A 16051-nucleotide genomic window follows, 5' to 3' on the forward strand; every position below is an offset into this window, starting at 1 on the left:
CTTTGCGGGATACCGCCTTCCTGCTCAGAGATAGGCAGGATGCGATCGCTTCTTTCCTGAACCATGTTCAGGAGAGTTCAGCGTGAATGTATCAGAGTTTGAGGTCAACAACGTTATGGAATGGCTCTGGCACAGCCTGGCGGATCCCTTGAGTTTTGCCTTCATGCAACGGGCTCTGCTGGTGGCGGTGGCCGTCGGCATTCTCTGTGCCGTGGTGGGCAGCTATCTGCTGGTGCAAAGCTTGGCCCTCCTGGGGGATGCCATCAGCCATTCGCTGCTGCCGGGCCTGGCCATTGCCTACATGCTGGGCCTCAACCTGTTTGTGGGAGCCTTTGTGGCCGGTCTCCTCAGCGCCCTCTTAATTCAATGGATCCGCTCCGCCAGCCCCCTCAAGCCGGATGCAGCCATGGGGATCGTCTTTTCGGCCTTTTTTGCCTTGGGGATCCTGTTGATCACTTTGATCCAACGGCGGGCTCGCATCGATCTCAACCACTTCCTCTTCGGCAACCTCCTGGGGGTGAATGCTGTCGATGTGCTGACAGTGGTGGGCATCACCCTTTTGGTGTTGGGGTTAGTGGCCCTCTTCTTCAAGGAATTGACCTTTTACAGCTTCGATCCCTTGGGGGCCAAAGCAGCCGGCCTGCCCACCGAGCGGCTGGGGTGGGGGCTGATGGTGCTCACTTCCCTGACGTTGGTGGCCAGCATGAAGGCAGTGGGCGTGCTCTTAGTGTTGGCCATGCTGATCACGCCAGCGGCAACCGCCTATCTGGTGGTGCCTCGATTGCACCAGGTGATGCTGTTGGGATCCCTATTTGGGGTGAGCGCCAGCCTGCTGGGGATGTACGCCAGCTACTACCTCAACGTCGCCTCCGGCCCAGCCATCGTCCTGGTGGCCTCCGCCTGGTTTAGCCTGGCCTTTCTGGGCAGAGTGTTCTCAGGAACGCGCTAGAAACCAGGGATCGCGGGTTGGGATCCCTGGCTCAAACCTCATCTGAGAAAGGGTAGATGCATGTTAACTCAAAAGCGGGAAGAGCGGCCATCCCGACTGCCGCCTGCACCGGCCTGCCGAGGCAACGCCTTGTTGACCCTCAAATCCCGGCCCATCCAAGTAGCGCCATCCAGCTCGTCGATGGCTTTTTGCTCATCAGCTTCGTTTTCCAGCTCCACAAAGGCAAAGCCCCGTTTACGGCCAGTCTCCCGATCCACTGGCAGCTTAATTTGCTTAACGGTGCCGTATTCGGCGAACACAAGTCGCAGGTCTTCTTCGCTGGCCTTGAAGGACAAATTACCCACAAAAATGGTCATGGTGTAGCAAACTCCGAACCTTACCCTTTAGCGTTCAGTTCGGAGGCTCACCTGGTTAAACCATTCGCTCAATCCGAACCTCATGCCAACCACATCTTAGTCTTCCCAATGGCATTTGCAAAGCCATCCTTCCAGCTTTTTGTCCGAGAATTGGGAGAACTTTTGTAGCAAGATGGAAACTCAGGATCCTAACCTTCATGGGCGATTACTTTGGCCCAAGGGTTGGCGTTTGGGAGTGCCGGGAGAGCGGGGATAAGGAGGCGGCGTGGGGGCTACTTTCTCCAGCAGTAGGCAGTGGCGCACCCCACGGCTGTGGGGTGTGGTGAAGGCTTCTACATGGATCAGTTTTCCGCCCAGGATCTTGAGGGCCCGCTCCAAAGTTTGGGCTTCTGCCTCGGTCCAATGGCCGCGATAGAGGATGGCGCGTCCCCCCACCTTGAGCAGTGGCAGACAATACTCGGCGCAGATCTCCGCCGAGGCCAGGGCCCTGGCCAGAGCGACATCATAGCTGCCCCGTTCCTGCCGGATTTGTCCCCAGATTTCGGCCCGCTGAGCCACTGCCCGCGCTTGGGTGAGGGAGAGCCTTTGCAAGGTGTCCTGTACAAAGGCAATCTTGCGTTGGGTGCTGTCCAGCAGGGTAAAGCGGGTTTGGGGCAGGGCAATTTGGGCCGGGATCCCTGGAAACCCTGCCCCGGTGCCGATGTCGATCCCCCGCCAGGGCTGAGCTTGGATTGCCTCCCAGGATCCCAGCAGGCGTAGGCCCCGCAGCGAATCCCACAGGTGTTTCTCCCAAAAGTCGATGGGATCGGTGATGCGGGTCAGGTTCTGGGTTCGGTTTCCGGCCATCACCAGCGGATAGAGCTGTTGCAGTTGTTGCTGCTGCTGTTCAGAAGGCTGCCAACCCAGCTCCGCCAGCCAGCTTTCCCACAGCGTCTTGAGCTGTGGGGGCTCAGAGGAAGAAGCGTCAGCCTTCTTCATCCCAGGGATCCCAGTTTCAATCCAGCGGGGATGGCTCTGTCGGCCCAGCCTTTCAGCTCTTGGGTCAAGCCCTGCAAAGAACGGTCGGTGCCCAGCAGCTCTTGGTTTAAGCAAACCAACTCCTGCAAATCCAGCTCCTGACAGCTGGCCCAATCTTCCGCCAGCAAGTTAATCGGCTGCGGCTGAGCCTGAAGCAACTGATGAGAGGCCAACTCCAGCTCTACATTCAAAAGCACCTGCTCCAACCGCTCTACCCGCTCCTGCATTTGCGCCAGCAGGGCTGCCAACTGCTGACAGCAATGGTGAACCCGCTGAGCATAGACCTTAAGCGGCAGGGTCAGCGGCAGCAACGACTCAGACAACAGTTGAATCAGGTGCTGGGCCTCCAGTTCTTCCAGTTGCAGGTCTTGCCAAATGGCGTGGTAAAGATGAAGCGAGCGACGACAGGCTTCCAGGCGCTGGTAGCAGGGCTGTAATACAGAACCGCGCAGCTCCTGCAGATAGTCGGCCCACAGTTGCCCAGCCTCTACTACCCAACCTGTCTGAAAAAAACTCCACCCCTGGGCCAACAGCCAACTGATCAACAGGCCCGCCAACAATTGGTTTTTTTGTCGCAACAGGAAAGGCGAAAGGTGCTCTCCCCAAACGGCTAACCCCAGCCAGATCAGGGCAGCCAAAGCCAAGTGGGGCAAGCTGATCATCTCGGCCAACAGCTGGGCAGACCAGCGCTGGCGCAGCATCCAGATCACCCCGGCGCCCAAGCTGTACAGCCCTCCCCCCAACAGCGGGATCAACACCAGCCACAGGGGTTGTCCCCTCCACAGGTGCGATAGTGACCCATCTTCGCCCAGCGCATCCCAACTGAGCAAGTACAAAGCCAGCAGAGCCAAAACCACGACCCAGCCCTGCTGTCGCTTGAGACGGCGGGCTAGAAGACGACGGCGGCGGCGCAGATAGGTTTGAAAGGACTCGGCAACAATCGACATAAAAAAATGGCACTGCGGATCCCTACCAATACCCCCACCGGCCTGGAGCGCTCCTTCACGATCATAAGTCTTAACTTTGCTAGGTCATCTGGCTTCTGTATTGCGTTGTTGGCGGGAGTCATGCCCAGCCGGTGGCCAGCTTTTTCAGGGGCTCATCAGGCGGTTTTTCGGCGAGACTCCTCCGAGAAGCGCTGTTTTCTCGGCAAGCCTGACAGAGGCTTTTTAGAGCAGGCAGCCGCGTGCAAGCTCTCCACCCCTGTTACCATGGAAGAGCCCTTAATGTTTCTTTCGTATCCATCGTATCCATAGCCAAGCTAGTCTCTTGGACCGGCTTTTTTATTGTGCACTGTGCCAGGTTTTGTGATCCCTTCTGCATCTCCTCCCAGTTCCGGCCTTTCCCCCCTCGAAGTGCAGCGCCAGATGATCGTCATTCTCGATTTTGGATCCCAGTACTCTGAGCTGATTGCCCGCCGCATTCGCGAAACCCACGTCTATTCGGAAATCCTTTCCTATCGCACCACTGCTGAGCAACTGCGGCAACTGCAACCGCAGGGCATTATCCTCTCCGGGGGCCCCAACTCGGTGTATGAGCCAGCCGCTCCGGTGTGTGACTCTGAGATTTGGAACCTGGGGATCCCGGTTCTGGGGGTGTGCTACGGCATGCAACTCATGGTGCAACAGTTGGGGGGCAAGGTGGAGGCAGCCCAGAAGGGGGAATATGGCCGTGCCGCTCTGCACATTTTGGATCCCACCGACCTGCTCACCAACCTGCCGGAAAACAGCATCATGTGGATGAGCCACGGGGATTCGGTTACCGAACTGCCGCCGGGCTTTCACACCTTGGCCTCTACCGACAACACCCCCTGTGCCGCCATTGCCGATCCAAGGCGTCGTCTCTACGGGGTGCAATTTCATCCGGAGGTGGCCCACTCAGAGGCTGGCGCCTTTCTCATCCGCAACTTTGTCTATCACATCTGCGGTTGCGAGCCCACCTGGACAACGGCAGCTTTTCTGGAGGAAGCCATTCGAGAGGTACGTGCCCGTGTGGGCAATAAGAAGGTGCTGTTGGCCCTCTCGGGGGGGGTAGACAGCTCTACTTTGGCTTTTCTGCTGCACAAGGCCATCGGCGACCAGCTCACCTGCGTGTTCATCGACCAAGGGTTTATGCGCAAGGAAGAGCCCCAGCGGCTGCTGCGCCTTTTCCAAGAGCAATTTCACATTCCCGTCCACTACGTGGATGGCCAGGAGCGGTTTCTCCGGCAGTTGCAGGGGGTTACCGATCCCGAAGAAAAACGCAAACGAATTGGGGCAGAGTTTATTCGCGTGTTTGAGGAAGAATCCCAGCGGCTGGGTCCTTTTGAGTACTTAGCCCAAGGCACTCTCTACCCAGACGTGATCGAGTCTGCCAATACCCATGTGGATCCGGTTACTGGAGAACGCATTGCCGTCAAGATCAAAAGCCATCACAATGTCGGCGGCTTGCCCGAAAATCTGCGCTTTAAGCTGGTGGAGCCTTTGCGCAAGCTCTTCAAAGACGAGGTGCGGCAACTGGCCCGCTCTTTGGGGCTGCCGGAAGAAATTGTTGGCCGCCATCCTTTTCCCGGGCCGGGGCTGGCCATCCGCATTGTGGGCGAAGTCACCAAAGAACGGCTGGAAACCCTGCGAGAAGCGGACATGATCGTGCGGCAGGAGATCAACCGCTCCGGCTACTATCCCAAACTTTGGCAAGCCTTTGCCGTGCTGCTGCCGGAAGTGCGGTCGGTGGGGGTGATGGGGGACAAGCGCACCTATGCCTGCCCGGTGGTGGTGCGACTGGTTACCAGCGAAGACGGTATGACCGCCGATTGGGCGCGGGTTCCCTACGATCTCTTGGCCACCATTTCCAACCGCATCGTCAACGAGGTGCCCGGCATCAACCGCGTGGTTTACGACATCACCTCCAAGCCCCCTGGCACCATCGAGTGGGAGTAGGCGGGATCCCTTGCGTCTGGCCTCGATTCCCGGCTGGATCGATGGCTACCTATGGCCAGCTTCCGGCAGGGAATAGGAAGGGCTTGAGCTGAAGGGCTGAGCGGCTTGGACTTCCATTCGGGCCAAAGTCGTAGCGGCATCCGCCAGTTGTAGAGCAAGGTTGGCACGGCTAATCGGATCCCGGGCATTCCAGAGATCCTGTCCCAAACAAAACACCCGATAGCGAAAGGCTTTGATCGAGCGCGATGGGATGACCTTGACAGTCATGGCTACAACCTCTTCTCCACAGAGACGTGAATAGTCAGCAGAACCCGCTCGGGCTCAAGGTAAACAAATGTTACCAAAACAACCTCGTCCTCAGAGGTAATACTGACCGGGCAGGTGGCTTTCGGGGGTTCCACCCGTTCATGCCGTACCCCCACAGTGTATTCTCCAATCGGCAGGTCATCAAATCCAGCGTCCGCATAGATCAACTCAATGGTTTCTTCTGCAATCAACTGCCCCTCTCGCTCCAGGAAACTGAGAAAAGGGATCCCATCGATGGAGGTGAGCGCGTTGTTGGCCTGGTTGCGGATCATCACGAAGATGTCGGACATGGAGGGTGCGCCATCACCTCAGGGGTTTATGATCGAGGGTGCTGGAATGTAGCCCGACTTTCTTTAGCCTGGACTGCCGCCAAGTCCTGATTCAGCGACCAAACCCTTGACCCCACGTGGCCGGGCGGGCAAGACAGGCTTGGAGTTTTTTCCGCAGCTGGGCTGTATCGAGGCGCTGACCGATGAGCACCAACTGGTTTTTGGGCTGGCGAGGCCACTCATCGCTGCTGAGGGTATAGCGCCGACCGCTGAGGTGAAAGATATGTCGCTCTGGGCTTTCCTCGAACCACAACACCCCTTTGGCACGAAAGACTGCATCGGGCAACTCGTTGAGAAAATTTTGGAAAGCATCCAAAGAGAAGGGCTGATCGCTCTCAAAGGCTAGGGAGTTAAAGCCGTCAGCCTCGATGTGGCTGTGATGGGAGTGGTGGTGGTCATGATCGTGCTCATGGTCATGGTGGTCGTGACTGTCGTGATCATGGGCTTCTTCTTGGGGCAAGGAACTGGCCTGAAACAAATCGGTATCCAAGATTAGCTCCAGGGGAACTGCGCTGTTGACGGTGCGCAAAATGCGGGCATCTTCTTTGATCTCGCGGATGCGTTTTTCCAGACGCTCGATCTCGGCTTCCTCGACCAAATCGATTTTGTTGAGGAGAATCACATCCCCATAGGCAATTTGGCTGTAGGCCACGTTGCTGTTGAACAGATCGGGGGCAAAGTTGGTGGCATCTACCAGGGTGATAATCGAGTCTAGCCGCGTCAGATCTCGCAATTCTGGCCCCAAAAAGGTGAGGGCCACCGGCAAGGGATCCGCCAATCCCGTAGTCTCCACCACCAAGTAGTCGATGTGGTCAGAGCGTTCCATCAGCCGCAAAACACTCTCGGCGATGTCGTCCCGGATGGTGCAGCAGATGCAGCCGTTGTTCAGCTCCACCAAGTCTTCTTCGCTGGAGACGATCAGCTCCGCATCGATGCTGATCTCGCCGAATTCGTTGACCAGCACCGCTGTGCGCATCCCTTTCCGGTTGTTGAGGATGTGGTTGAGAAGGGTGGTTTTTCCACTGCCCAAAAAGCCTGTGATGATGGTGACAGGTAAGCCGCGCTGGGGCACTTCGATGGTTGCAGTCATGGAATGGCAGCGATCCGATATAGAGGGAACTCTTCCACTTTATCCTCTTTCCTCATTGCCCTAGCTGTCTGAAGCCGATTAAACCCTTCAGATGCGATCAGTAGAGCCTTTGCGCCTCGGCATTGGCGGCAGCCTTGGCTGTCTGAACTGGATGGTCTCTCTCTTTCCGGCTTAATCCTCCAGGGTCAGATCGCTTCCTCTAATCCCCCGGCCCTGAAAGTAGGGTTATTTCGATTCAAACTGGGACAATGCACCCAACACCTAAAACGTTGAACGCAGGGGGCCAGGGAGCTGTTCTCAGTGGCCCACGGGTCTCACCCTAACCTGAAGTGACTATCGATAACATCCCTAGGTAGACTATAGTGCTGACCCACCCCAGCTTGGCCTGTCAAGATGCCTACCTGTCCTGGGTTACTTCCACCTGGTTGCCCGGCTCTAGGCTGACGCGGAACTGTTGTGCGCCTGTTGGCAAGGGATCCGGTGTCAGATCGGGCAGGTCGGCAAATGGGGTTTCGGCTCGGCGCTCTCGGGCAAGCTCATTCTCCGGCTCGGCAGCCAGCAGGGATCCCGTCTCATCTACAGTTACTCGATAGGCCAAGCTCTCCGGCAAATCGGGGGGAGACTGCCACTGCTCTGCCAAAATGTCTCGCAGACGGGAAAGGGGATCCGCCCCTGCTGCCTCTCTTCCCGCTGTTGGGTCAGATTCTTGGAGGGATGTGGCCAAAGGCTGCGATTGACCCGTCAAGGCAGGGATGGTGAGCTGCTCTTGCGGGGAAGGGGAAGCTGTGGGATCCCTAGGGGGGCGACTGGCCCAGATCCCAACACCGGCCACAACTGCGATCCCTCCCACCAGCAGGGCCGCGATCCCAGTGGGCTGTCGATACCAAGCCCGCGTCACCGGAGTTCCCAGATTGGCCAGTTGGGGAATGTCATCCGCCACCTGGGAGAGGTTCTCCAGCAGGTCGTACAACTGCGTCATCGACAAATCCACCTGCGCGATGCGATCTTCCCCTTGGCGCACCGTGAGACGATGAAAAATAAAATCAAGCGGACGGATGGCCACGGTACCGCTGAAGGTTCCCTTGGGTTCCCCACTCAAGTGGGATCCCACGTAGCGGTCGATTACGGTGATCAAATCGTTGAGCCAAAGGTTATCTCCGTGTAAGGTTTTGACCGTTTCCCCCTGGCGGATTTCCAACTGACACTCGAAGCTGCGCTGGATGGCTTGCAGCGGCGGCGTTGCAGAGGAGTCTGAAGAATTGGAATCGGCAGGGGCTTCTCCCCGTACAGTCAGCGTAGAAGTGGGCTGTTGATAGGTGTGGCTAACCAGGGTAAGGTTGGGCATGGCAACTGCGGGCGAACAACACGGGTAGAGGGCTACAGAGGCGATAACAGAGGCGATAATTGACAAAACTGCCTCAAGAAGAGGGTGAGGCATCGGGGCCGGAGCTGTGGGCTACCCCCTCTTCTTCCAGATCGCTGCCGGCAGGCAAATCCATCTCAGGACGGCTGAGCAAGGCTTTCCACAGGCGCTGAGCGCCTTTCGGGCTACTGTAGAACATCAGCTCAATCAAGATGCGCAGGGCCAGCTCGGTGAGGCTATTCTCATCGCGCACATCCCCATCCACCATGCGGCTGCGGTAGTGAGAGAGGAATTCATCCAAGTAATCTCCCACCAGCGGCTGACGGAAGGGGCTGAGCTCTTGATCGACAGCGGCTTCCAGTTGCTCCAAGGTGCTGCGGATACGGGCTTGTTGCTGAGCAGCCAGATAGGCAATCACCATCACCAGGGCGCGGGCCTCTTCGATATCGACCTTTTTGCGCCCACCGCTGCTGCGGCGCAAGGGGTTAGCATTGCGCAGTCGCCAGAGAGTCACCCGATCGCCAATCTGCTCTTCCAAGTTGAGGGCTTTGGCTGCGGCCAGAACCGCTTCGGAACTTTCTCCGCTCAGGGACTCCAACCCCAGCAGTAGCAAGTCCAACTGGGCTTTGATGGTACCGGTGGCTGTGTTCAGGCCAACGGGCCGACTGTCTAACTGAATGTGCTTGTGTTCCACCGTCACGCTGTCAATGGGAGCTTTGGGTTTCGACGAAACTCTATGATCTCCTGTCCAAGCCAAACCTGCAACCTACCTCCCTGCGCTCTAGTCTAAAAGACTTTGGGCATGCTAGACTGCTCGCCAGCCTGCCGAGAGTTGAGCTCTCAGGGTTCTTCCCCAAAACGGGGTAACTCTGGATGCATCTTAGACCAATAAGAATGGGTTTTCTGAGCCGGTTTCTGTTTCGGCAACACCCCTACTCCTAGCTGAACTTGGGCTTTTGGACTCAGGGGGATGGCTACTTATAATGGGGAAAGCAGCTGCTGCTTTGGCCTTTAAGAGCTAAGTGACTACCCACCTTTATTGAGTTTCCCTTTTGTTGACACCAGCGACTCTAGGTGCAGCTTGATTCATCATGGCCTCTTCTGCTCGCTGCAGTACTCAGCCTGTCCCTGTTCACTGGGTCTTGATCTTCAGGGATCGATTGGGGCAGAGGGGGGTTGTTCTGGATAGTATCTATTACTCAGTGGGACGGTCTAAAGACAATCATATTCGCCTTTACGATCCCTGCGTCTCTCGGAAACACGCTTCCCTCATCCGCATCCCAGGTTCAGGGCCAACTGCACAGGGATCCCTGCAGTACAGCTACATGGTATTCGATGGCAGTCCGGGATCCAGGCCCAGCACCAATGGCCTATTCGTCAACGGAAAACGGGTTTTGTCCCATCGCCTTCAGCTCCTAGATAAGATAAGGTTTGGGCCGAACGTAACAGCAATTGTGGAGACAACGGATCGACTCAGCCCGGAAACCCTAGCCAAGTTATTGCAGCCTCTGGATGCTGCTAGCTCTACATCCCCATCCACATTTGATTTTAATTTTGATTTTAATAAAGACACGGAGCCGAACCCGGAAAACCTGGCTCAGCCAGAGGAAGAGGATTTCACTGTTGCCTAAGCCAACCCAACCAGTCTTCTGAATCCTCCTGTGCTCCCCATCCCACCTGCTCTGAGCGGCTACTGGCAAAATGCCTTTGACCTAGAAGCCCATCTGGGATCCTTCCTGGGCCTTGGGGCTGCCGATCTGCGGGAGAAACTGCGGGCAGGGCAGCAGCAATTGGCGGAGTTGGGCCGGCGAGACTTTGGCTGGGATCGGGCAGATGCGTTTTATCGGGATCAGGTGAGATCCGCCTATCTGCTGGATTTGGCGGCTTGGCACCTGAGCAGCACCGACTACATCGGCGATACCTTACGCCTGGTGGCGGATCATGCCCGCGGGTTGGTGTTGGATTTTGGCGGCGGCATCGGCACCCATGCTATCGGGGCGGCCCTCTGCGCAGCGGTGGATCAGGTGATCTTCTGGGATATCAACCCCATCCATCGGCAGTTTGTGCAATGGCGGGCGGAAAAGCTGGGCTTAACCGAGCGCATCCACTGTCCAGAAAACTTCCCAGAAGAGATCTTTTTTGACACGGTCATCTGCTTCGATGTGGTGGAACATCTGGCGGATCCGGCAGCGCAGTTGCGGCAGTTTTACGACTGGCTCAAGCCGTCAGGTAAGCTTTTGATCAACTGGTACTTTTTCAAGGGGTTTAACGGCGAGTTTCCTTTTCACCTGGACGACCCGCAAAAGGTAGAGCAATTCTTTCAGGTGCTGCAAAGCTGTTTTTTGGAGGTGTTTCACCCCTATTTCATTACCGCCCGCTGTTACCGCAAGTGGGATAAAAGCTGAGATTGGAGAAAACCAAGGTGCTGCGCTATTTGCGGATATTGTGGCTGTTTTGGAGCACCTCAATCGCGGCAGAAATGGAGTACCGTGCCAATTTTTTCTTTGCCAGCCTCAGCAGTCTGGGTGGCTTGGGATCCGCTCTGTTTGGGCTGTCGTTGTTTTACCAGCAGGGGCACCGGCTGGGCGGTTGGAGTTGGCCGGAAGCCCTCATCGTGTTGGGGGTGTTCACCATTCTGCAGGGGGTGTCGGCCAGTCTCTTTAACGTCAACCTCAATCGCATTGTGCAGCAGGTGCAGGAAGGCACCTTGGATTTTGTTTTGCTAAAGCCAATAAGCAGCCAGTTTTGGCTGTCGGCCAGGGTGTTTTCCCCCTGGGGCCTGGTGGATATCGGCTTTGGCCTGTTGCTGATTCTCTACGCCGGGATCCAGCTCCATTTGCCTGCTTGGGCCTATGCTCTGGGGCTGCTGCCTCTGCTGCTGGGGCTGATCATCCTCTACAGCCTCTGGTTTATGTTGGGAGCCACCAGCATTTGGTTTGTCAAAATCTACAACGTCACCGAGGTGCTGCGGGGCCTAGTAGAGGCAGGACGATTTCCGATAGTGGCCTATCCGGTGGCCTACCGCGTGTTTTTCACCTTCGTCGTGCCGGTGGCTTTCCTGACCACCATCCCGGCGGAGACCCTGCTGGGGCGAGCCCAATGGCCGTGGCTGCTGGGATCCGCTCTGCTGGCGGCAGGGCTGTTGTGGGGATCCCATCTCTTCTGGCGCTTTGCCCTGCGCTTTTACACCAGCGCTTCCAGTTAAAGTCTGGGCCAAAAAGCTTGGATCCCACGCATCCGAGTTTCCAGGAGTTGAGTAATTTCTACAGACGCGCCCCACGCGCTGACATCGCGGAGAACAACTGCCTTCAGTACAAGGCAGAGGGAATCGCAGAGTTCTCTGGGTTGAGGGCAAAAAAGTTTTCACTGCAGCGCTTTGCAGCCACAGGCTCTGTGGTTTAGGGGGGCTTGTCTGTCAGTGGTTTTGATGGTTTGTCGATCTTTTGAGGAGCCTGTTCAATGCACAAACACACAAGCTTTGTAGCAGCATCTGTGATAGCCGGCAGTTTTGCTCTCTTGGGCTGTGGCAGCAGCACTTCGTCTTCGATGATGCCTTCCCAAGCGGATTTGGTGGCTTTGAGCAGCGGCAATCGCCTCACCTTTATCCGCTCTGCCGATGCCTTTGTGCAGGGATCCCTGACGGTAACAGGAGTGAACGGCAACCTCATTGGTATCGATGTGCGCCCTGCCAACCGGCTGCTTTACGGGCTGACCGACACCAGCATCCTTTACACCATCAACTTGCAGACCGGTGTCGCTACCGTGGCCAGCACTCTGTCGGTTCCCTTCACCGCGGGCACGCTTTCTGGCATGGATTTCAACCCTGTTCCGGATCGGCTGCGCTTGGTGGGAGCCAATGGCCAGAACTTCCGCATCAATGTGGATACGGGCGAAGTGATCCAAGATAGACCTTTGGCCTTTGGCCCAATGGAACTACAGGGATCCCAGCCGGCCATCACCGCCGCCGCCTACACCAACAATGTGGCGGGTGCCCAATCCACGCGGCTGCTGAACATCGACGGGCAACGGAACCTGCTGGTGTTGCAGAATCCCCCCAACGATGGGGTTCAGGTGCCCATTGGCCCTCTGGGGGTGAACTTCGGCCCTATGGGTGGGTTTGACATCCGTACTGCTGATGGAGTGGATACCGGCTTTGCCATCGGCGGCTCCACCTTGTATCGAATTGACCTCAACACCGGTCGGGCCACATCCCTGGGCACCCTGCCGGGTGGGCCGTTCTTTGGCTTGGCCGCCCTCTAGGAAAGCCGATTCCCATTTGCCTATCTAAATCAAGGTTAATCAACATTAATCAATGTTTTGGATTCATTGATTTGGAACCAATTGTTGGAATCGTTTTGAGATCGTTGCTGCTGTTGATCCTTGACCCGGCCCGATCCCAGCTCAGGATTGGGCCTTCTATTTCCCCACAAGTCAGGGTTGACCTTCGCCTATGCAGACGATAAATTATGAGAGCCGCTGCCCTGCTTGGATTACTCTGGGCGATGCTTGTGCCTCTGCAGTTTCTCTCTCTCTTCCATCCCGTTTCCTCTTCCCGCTCATGAAGATCGAGGGCGACAAAGCTGAGGAATCCCTGCAGGAAAAAACCGATGCAGAGGTGTTTGCAGCCCTAAAAGCAGGCCGGTCACAAGCTCTGGCCATTCTCTACGACCGACACGCCGGCTTGGTGTACGGAATTGCCTGCAAAATGCTGGGCAGTACTGCCGAAGCCGAAGATCTCACCCAGGATATTTTTTTGAACTTGGCTCGTTCCTGATACATTTACGCTGAACACTGCTGAACATCACTGTTCAACTATGCAGCGATAGCATTCTGTTTGTTTCCAAACAGAATGGCGGTATTCCGCAAAGCTTTGAGTGGAATACCCAAAGCGCAGTTTCCGTGTCGTCTTACTACCAATTTTCTGCTTTGCTTTGGCTACCATGTTGGCAGACTCGAAAGTAAACAGAAAGATCAACTGGTAGTAATCCGTACTGAACATATTATACATTATTTTCAGTATAGTTGAGCTTATTATTGACTAGAGTCATGCTCCTTTGATCCCAGACGGGGATCCCTGCGCACCTACCTGAGCATCTTGGCTCGCTCTCGCTGTTTGGATCGGCTGCGCTCTTGGCGGAATCGACAGCGCTCCCTGGAACAGGGCAGAGTGGAATTGCAGGGTAGTCCTGCTGCGGATCCCACCTTGGAGCAGTTGGCCCAAGCGGAACGGGTGGCCGAGGTGCAAACGGCCTTGGCCGAGTTGTCCGAAAGTCAACGGCAAGTCTTAAAGATGGCCTATTACGAAGGCATGAGCCAAACGGAAATTGCCAAGCAACTGGATCTGCCTTTGGGAACGGTCAAAGCCAGAGCTCGGCGGGCTCTGCTGCGGCTGCGCGAGTTGTTGGGAGGCCCCTCATGAAAGCCGAATCTGTGTCTCCCGAAGAACTGCAACTGTGGCTGGCAGGCTATGTGCTGGGGGATCTCTCCCCGGAAGAGGCCGAGCGGCTGGAAGCCTTGCTCAAGCTGCGCCCGGAGCTGCACCGAGAACTGCAAGCGTTGCAACGGGCGTTGGAGACAGCCTACGGCGTGGAGGAAAAGCAACCTCCCCCCGCCCTGCGGGCTTCTCTGTTGCAGGCACATGCGGAGCAGGCAGCCCAACCGATGCGCACCCCCGCCTGGATTGCCAAGGGATCCCGTCTCTGGCAACGGGGCTTGGGGGCGGTGGCCGCAGGCTTGATCGTCGCTTTGGGGCTGGGGAACCTCTACCTGTGGCGCAGGCTGCAGCTAGCCCAGACTCAAGGGATCCCTGGCGAGGTGTTGACCTATGAATTGCAGCCGACTGCGGAGAACCTGGCCGGCTCGGTCAAGCTTGAGGTGGATCCCCAGCGCCTGCAAGGGCGATTGGTGGCCCAAGGGTTGCCGCCTTTGCCGGAAGGCCGGGTCTATGCCCTGTGGGTGGTGCTGGAACCGGAGGCGCCCTTTACCACCGATAGGGCGGGGGCCGTTCTCGTGGCAGCTTTTCCGGTGGATGAAACAGGAAATCGCCAACAGGAGCTGCGCCTACCGCCGGTGTTTGAATCTACAGAATGGGTGCGGGCTGTGGCCATTACCGAAGAGGATGGCAATCGTCCCCAAGAGCACCAGGGATCCCCTTTGTGGATTTCCGGCTAGGGAAAGCATCGGCAGGCCCATGGATTGGCGTGGCCTGATGGCGTAAATAGGCGATTATTATGCAGATTGATATCCACCCAGTCTTGTGACCCAGACAGAAAACCTTAAGATAAAAGTCGCCACCCCAGCGAAGAACTTGGAGGCCACCCCATGGGCGAAGCGAAGCGCCGTAAAACCCGCATCAGCCAAGATCCCGACCAAGAGCTGGTGTTTCCCAACCTCAAGGATATTCCCCTCACCAAAGGGCAAGCTCGCGCCATCTACAATTGGACAACCCGTGGCGCTTGGGCAGGCATCATTCTCCTGGCCATCATTTGGGTGGTGATCCGATTTGTAGGGCCTGCCTTCGGCTGGTGGCATCTGGTCGGCTAGCCGGCCGGATCCCCTTTAGCATCCTTTGGAGTTTCCGTCTATGCGCTCTTATCTGGCAGCCGCCATTCAAATGACCAGCATTCCCGATCTGGCCAGCAACTTGCAGCAGGCGGAAGAGTGGATCGACTTTGCAGTGCGCCAGGGATGCGAGCTGGTGACGCTACCAGAAAACTTTGCCTTCATGGGGCCGGAAGCCGAGAAAGCCCGCCTTGCTCCTGAGATTGCGGAGCGGGCGGAGGAGTTTTTGGCCAAGATGGCCCAGCGTTACCAAGTATTTATTTTGGGAGGAGGGTATCCTGTGCCGGACGGGCAGGGCAAAGTTTACAATACCGCTGCCCTCTACAGCCCTGACGGCAAAGAGCTGGCCCGCTATCGCAAAATCCACCTGTTCGATGTCAATCTGCCCGACGGCAATACCTACCGCGAGTCGAACACGGTGGTCAGCGGAGATGAGGTGGTCACCTGCGAACAAGAGCAACTGGGGAACCTCGGTTTGTCGGTCTGCTACGACGTACGCTTTCCAGAGCTGTACCGATCCCTGGTGGATCGCGGAGCCCAGATTTTGCTCATCCCTGCCGCCTTCACGGCCTACACGGGTCGGGATCACTGGCAGGTTTTGCTGCAATGCCGGGCCATTGAGAACACCTGTTACGTGATAGCCCCCGCCCAGGTGGGCACCCACTACGAGCGGCGGCAATGTCATGGCCACGCCATGATCGTGGACCCCTGGGGGACTATCTTGGCGGATGCGGGTGGCGAAAAACCGGGGGTGGCCATTGCTGAAATTAACCCAGAGCGTTTCCAGTTGGTCAGGCGGCAGATGCCTTCCCTACAACACCGTCGGCTGGCCTGCACCGTCACCCGCTAGGGATCCGCTATGCCATCCCCTTGGCCTGCGCTGATTCTCTACAGCAAACCCGGCTGCCACCTCTGCGAGAGCTTGGTGGAGAAGTTGCGGCAGATCCCCGAAATCCGTGATCTGGAAGTCCGCGACATCACCTCCAACCCGAGTTGGTGGGAGCAATACCAACTGGAAGTTCCCGTGCTCACCCTGGCAGGGGATCCCGAGCGACCTTTGCCACGTCCTTCCCCTCGGCTGACGGTGAGCCAGTTGCGGGCTTGGCTTGAGAAACAGCTCCGTTGAATTTCTCCTGCTGCTGCCGGAGCTTTCTCTGCCATG

The 16051-nt window shown here is 57.0% G+C and carries 19 protein-coding genes and 1 pseudogene; 12 read left to right on the forward strand and 8 right to left on the reverse strand.

Going from position 1 to position 16051, the window contains the following annotated elements; all coding sequences use genetic code 11:
- The first annotated feature begins 115 nt into the window (after positions 1–115).
- A complete protein-coding gene (locus tag ACVWYY_RS11490; protein WP_011432792.1) occupies positions 116–949 on the forward strand; it encodes a metal ABC transporter permease in 834 nt (277 codons plus the stop codon).
- Positions 950–1017: 68 nt separating this feature from the next.
- Here the strand turns inward: ACVWYY_RS11490 and ACVWYY_RS11495 are convergent, their stop codons facing one another.
- The 3 genes from ACVWYY_RS11495 to ACVWYY_RS11505 all read right to left on the reverse strand — a co-directional run bounded on the left by ACVWYY_RS11495 (position 1018) and on the right by ACVWYY_RS11505 (position 3269).
- A complete protein-coding gene (locus ACVWYY_RS11495) occupies positions 1018–1305 on the reverse strand; it encodes an RNA recognition motif domain-containing protein (protein WP_414329140.1) in 288 nt (95 codons plus the stop codon).
- A 195-nt stretch (positions 1306–1500) separates the two neighbouring features.
- Positions 1501–2283 (reverse strand): 16S rRNA (guanine(527)-N(7))-methyltransferase RsmG, encoded by a 783-nt coding sequence (rsmG, locus tag ACVWYY_RS11500; protein ID WP_457403388.1) that lies wholly within the window; start codon positions 2281–2283, stop codon positions 1501–1503.
- Positions 2280–3269 (reverse strand): hypothetical protein, encoded by a 990-nt coding sequence (locus tag ACVWYY_RS11505; protein ID WP_457403387.1) that lies wholly within the window; start codon positions 3267–3269, stop codon positions 2280–2282. Before ACVWYY_RS11505 ends, rsmG begins: the two co-directional genes overlap by 4 nt.
- A gap of 420 nt (positions 3270–3689) precedes the next feature.
- Here ACVWYY_RS11505 and guaA point away from each other — a divergent pair, with 420 nt between their 5' ends.
- On the forward strand, positions 3690–5240 hold the full coding sequence (gene guaA / locus ACVWYY_RS11510) for a glutamine-hydrolyzing GMP synthase (protein WP_457403415.1): 1551 nt from the start codon (positions 3690–3692) through the stop codon (positions 5238–5240).
- Positions 5241–5285: 45 nt separating this feature from the next.
- On the opposite strand, the gene ACVWYY_RS11515 is transcribed toward guaA, so the two are convergent.
- The 5 genes from ACVWYY_RS11515 to ACVWYY_RS11535 form a co-directional block, all read right to left on the reverse strand.
- A complete protein-coding gene (locus tag ACVWYY_RS11515; protein ID WP_011432797.1) occupies positions 5286–5507 on the reverse strand; it encodes a hypothetical protein in 222 nt (73 codons plus the stop codon).
- A 2-nt stretch (positions 5508–5509) separates the two neighbouring features.
- The gene (locus ACVWYY_RS11520; RefSeq protein ID WP_414329244.1) at positions 5510–5836 is read right to left on the reverse strand and encodes a hypothetical protein; all 327 of its coding nucleotides are present in this window, start codon (positions 5834–5836) and stop codon (positions 5510–5512) included.
- A 91-nt stretch (positions 5837–5927) separates the two neighbouring features.
- Positions 5928–6965 (reverse strand): CobW family GTP-binding protein, encoded by a 1038-nt coding sequence (locus ACVWYY_RS11525; RefSeq protein WP_457394070.1) that lies wholly within the window; start codon positions 6963–6965, stop codon positions 5928–5930.
- A gap of 397 nt (positions 6966–7362) precedes the next feature.
- On the reverse strand, positions 7363–8310 hold the full coding sequence (locus tag ACVWYY_RS11530) for a DUF4335 domain-containing protein (protein ID WP_457440608.1): 948 nt from the start codon (positions 8308–8310) through the stop codon (positions 7363–7365).
- Between the two features lie 73 nt (positions 8311–8383).
- Complete coding sequence (locus ACVWYY_RS11535; RefSeq protein ID WP_011432801.1) at positions 8384–9028, reverse strand: DUF3038 domain-containing protein; 645 nt, start codon at positions 9026–9028, stop codon at positions 8384–8386.
- Positions 9029–9419: 391 nt separating this feature from the next.
- Between ACVWYY_RS11535 and ACVWYY_RS11540 the strand changes: the two genes are divergently transcribed.
- The 10 genes and pseudogenes from ACVWYY_RS11540 (at position 9420) to ACVWYY_RS11585 (ending at position 16015) form a co-directional block, all read left to right on the forward strand.
- Positions 9420–9959 carry an FHA domain-containing protein gene (locus ACVWYY_RS11540; protein WP_457403383.1) on the forward strand — a complete coding sequence of 180 codons (540 nt, stop codon included), beginning with the start codon at positions 9420–9422 and terminating at the stop codon, positions 9957–9959.
- A gap of 30 nt (positions 9960–9989) precedes the next feature.
- Positions 9990–10733 (forward strand): class I SAM-dependent methyltransferase, encoded by a 744-nt coding sequence (locus ACVWYY_RS11545; protein ID WP_457403382.1) that lies wholly within the window; start codon positions 9990–9992, stop codon positions 10731–10733.
- Positions 10734–10750: 17 nt separating this feature from the next.
- On the forward strand, positions 10751–11533 hold the full coding sequence (locus ACVWYY_RS11550) for an ABC transporter permease (RefSeq protein WP_414349888.1): 783 nt from the start codon (positions 10751–10753) through the stop codon (positions 11531–11533).
- Positions 11534–11874: 341 nt separating this feature from the next.
- Positions 11875–12588 carry a DUF4394 domain-containing protein gene (locus tag ACVWYY_RS11555; protein WP_457394078.1) on the forward strand — a complete coding sequence of 238 codons (714 nt, stop codon included), beginning with the start codon at positions 11875–11877 and terminating at the stop codon, positions 12586–12588.
- A gap of 298 nt (positions 12589–12886) precedes the next feature.
- A complete protein-coding gene (locus tag ACVWYY_RS11560; RefSeq protein WP_457403381.1) occupies positions 12887–13102 on the forward strand; it encodes a sigma factor in 216 nt (71 codons plus the stop codon).
- A 264-nt stretch (positions 13103–13366) separates the two neighbouring features.
- Positions 13367–13747, forward strand: a pseudogene (locus ACVWYY_RS11565) (sigma-70 family RNA polymerase sigma factor); the annotation flags it as partial.
- Positions 13744–14499, forward strand: coding sequence for an anti-sigma factor domain-containing protein (locus ACVWYY_RS11570; RefSeq protein ID WP_414421818.1), 756 nt, complete (start codon positions 13744–13746; stop codon positions 14497–14499). The pseudogene ACVWYY_RS11565 and the gene ACVWYY_RS11570, both read left to right, overlap by 4 nt.
- A 150-nt stretch (positions 14500–14649) precedes the next feature.
- Entirely contained in the window at positions 14650–14871 is a 222-nt protein-coding gene (locus tag ACVWYY_RS11575) for a DUF2839 domain-containing protein (protein WP_414329235.1), read from the forward strand.
- 40 nt (positions 14872–14911) lie between these two features.
- On the forward strand, positions 14912–15739 hold the full coding sequence (locus ACVWYY_RS11580) for a carbon-nitrogen hydrolase family protein (RefSeq protein ID WP_011432809.1): 828 nt from the start codon (positions 14912–14914) through the stop codon (positions 15737–15739).
- 9 nt (positions 15740–15748) lie between these two features.
- Entirely contained in the window at positions 15749–16015 is a 267-nt protein-coding gene (locus ACVWYY_RS11585) for a glutaredoxin family protein (protein ID WP_457403380.1), read from the forward strand.
- Positions 16016–16051 lie beyond the last annotated feature (36 nt).

It is taken from the genome of Thermostichus sp. MS-CIW-34, from assembly GCF_054060435.1.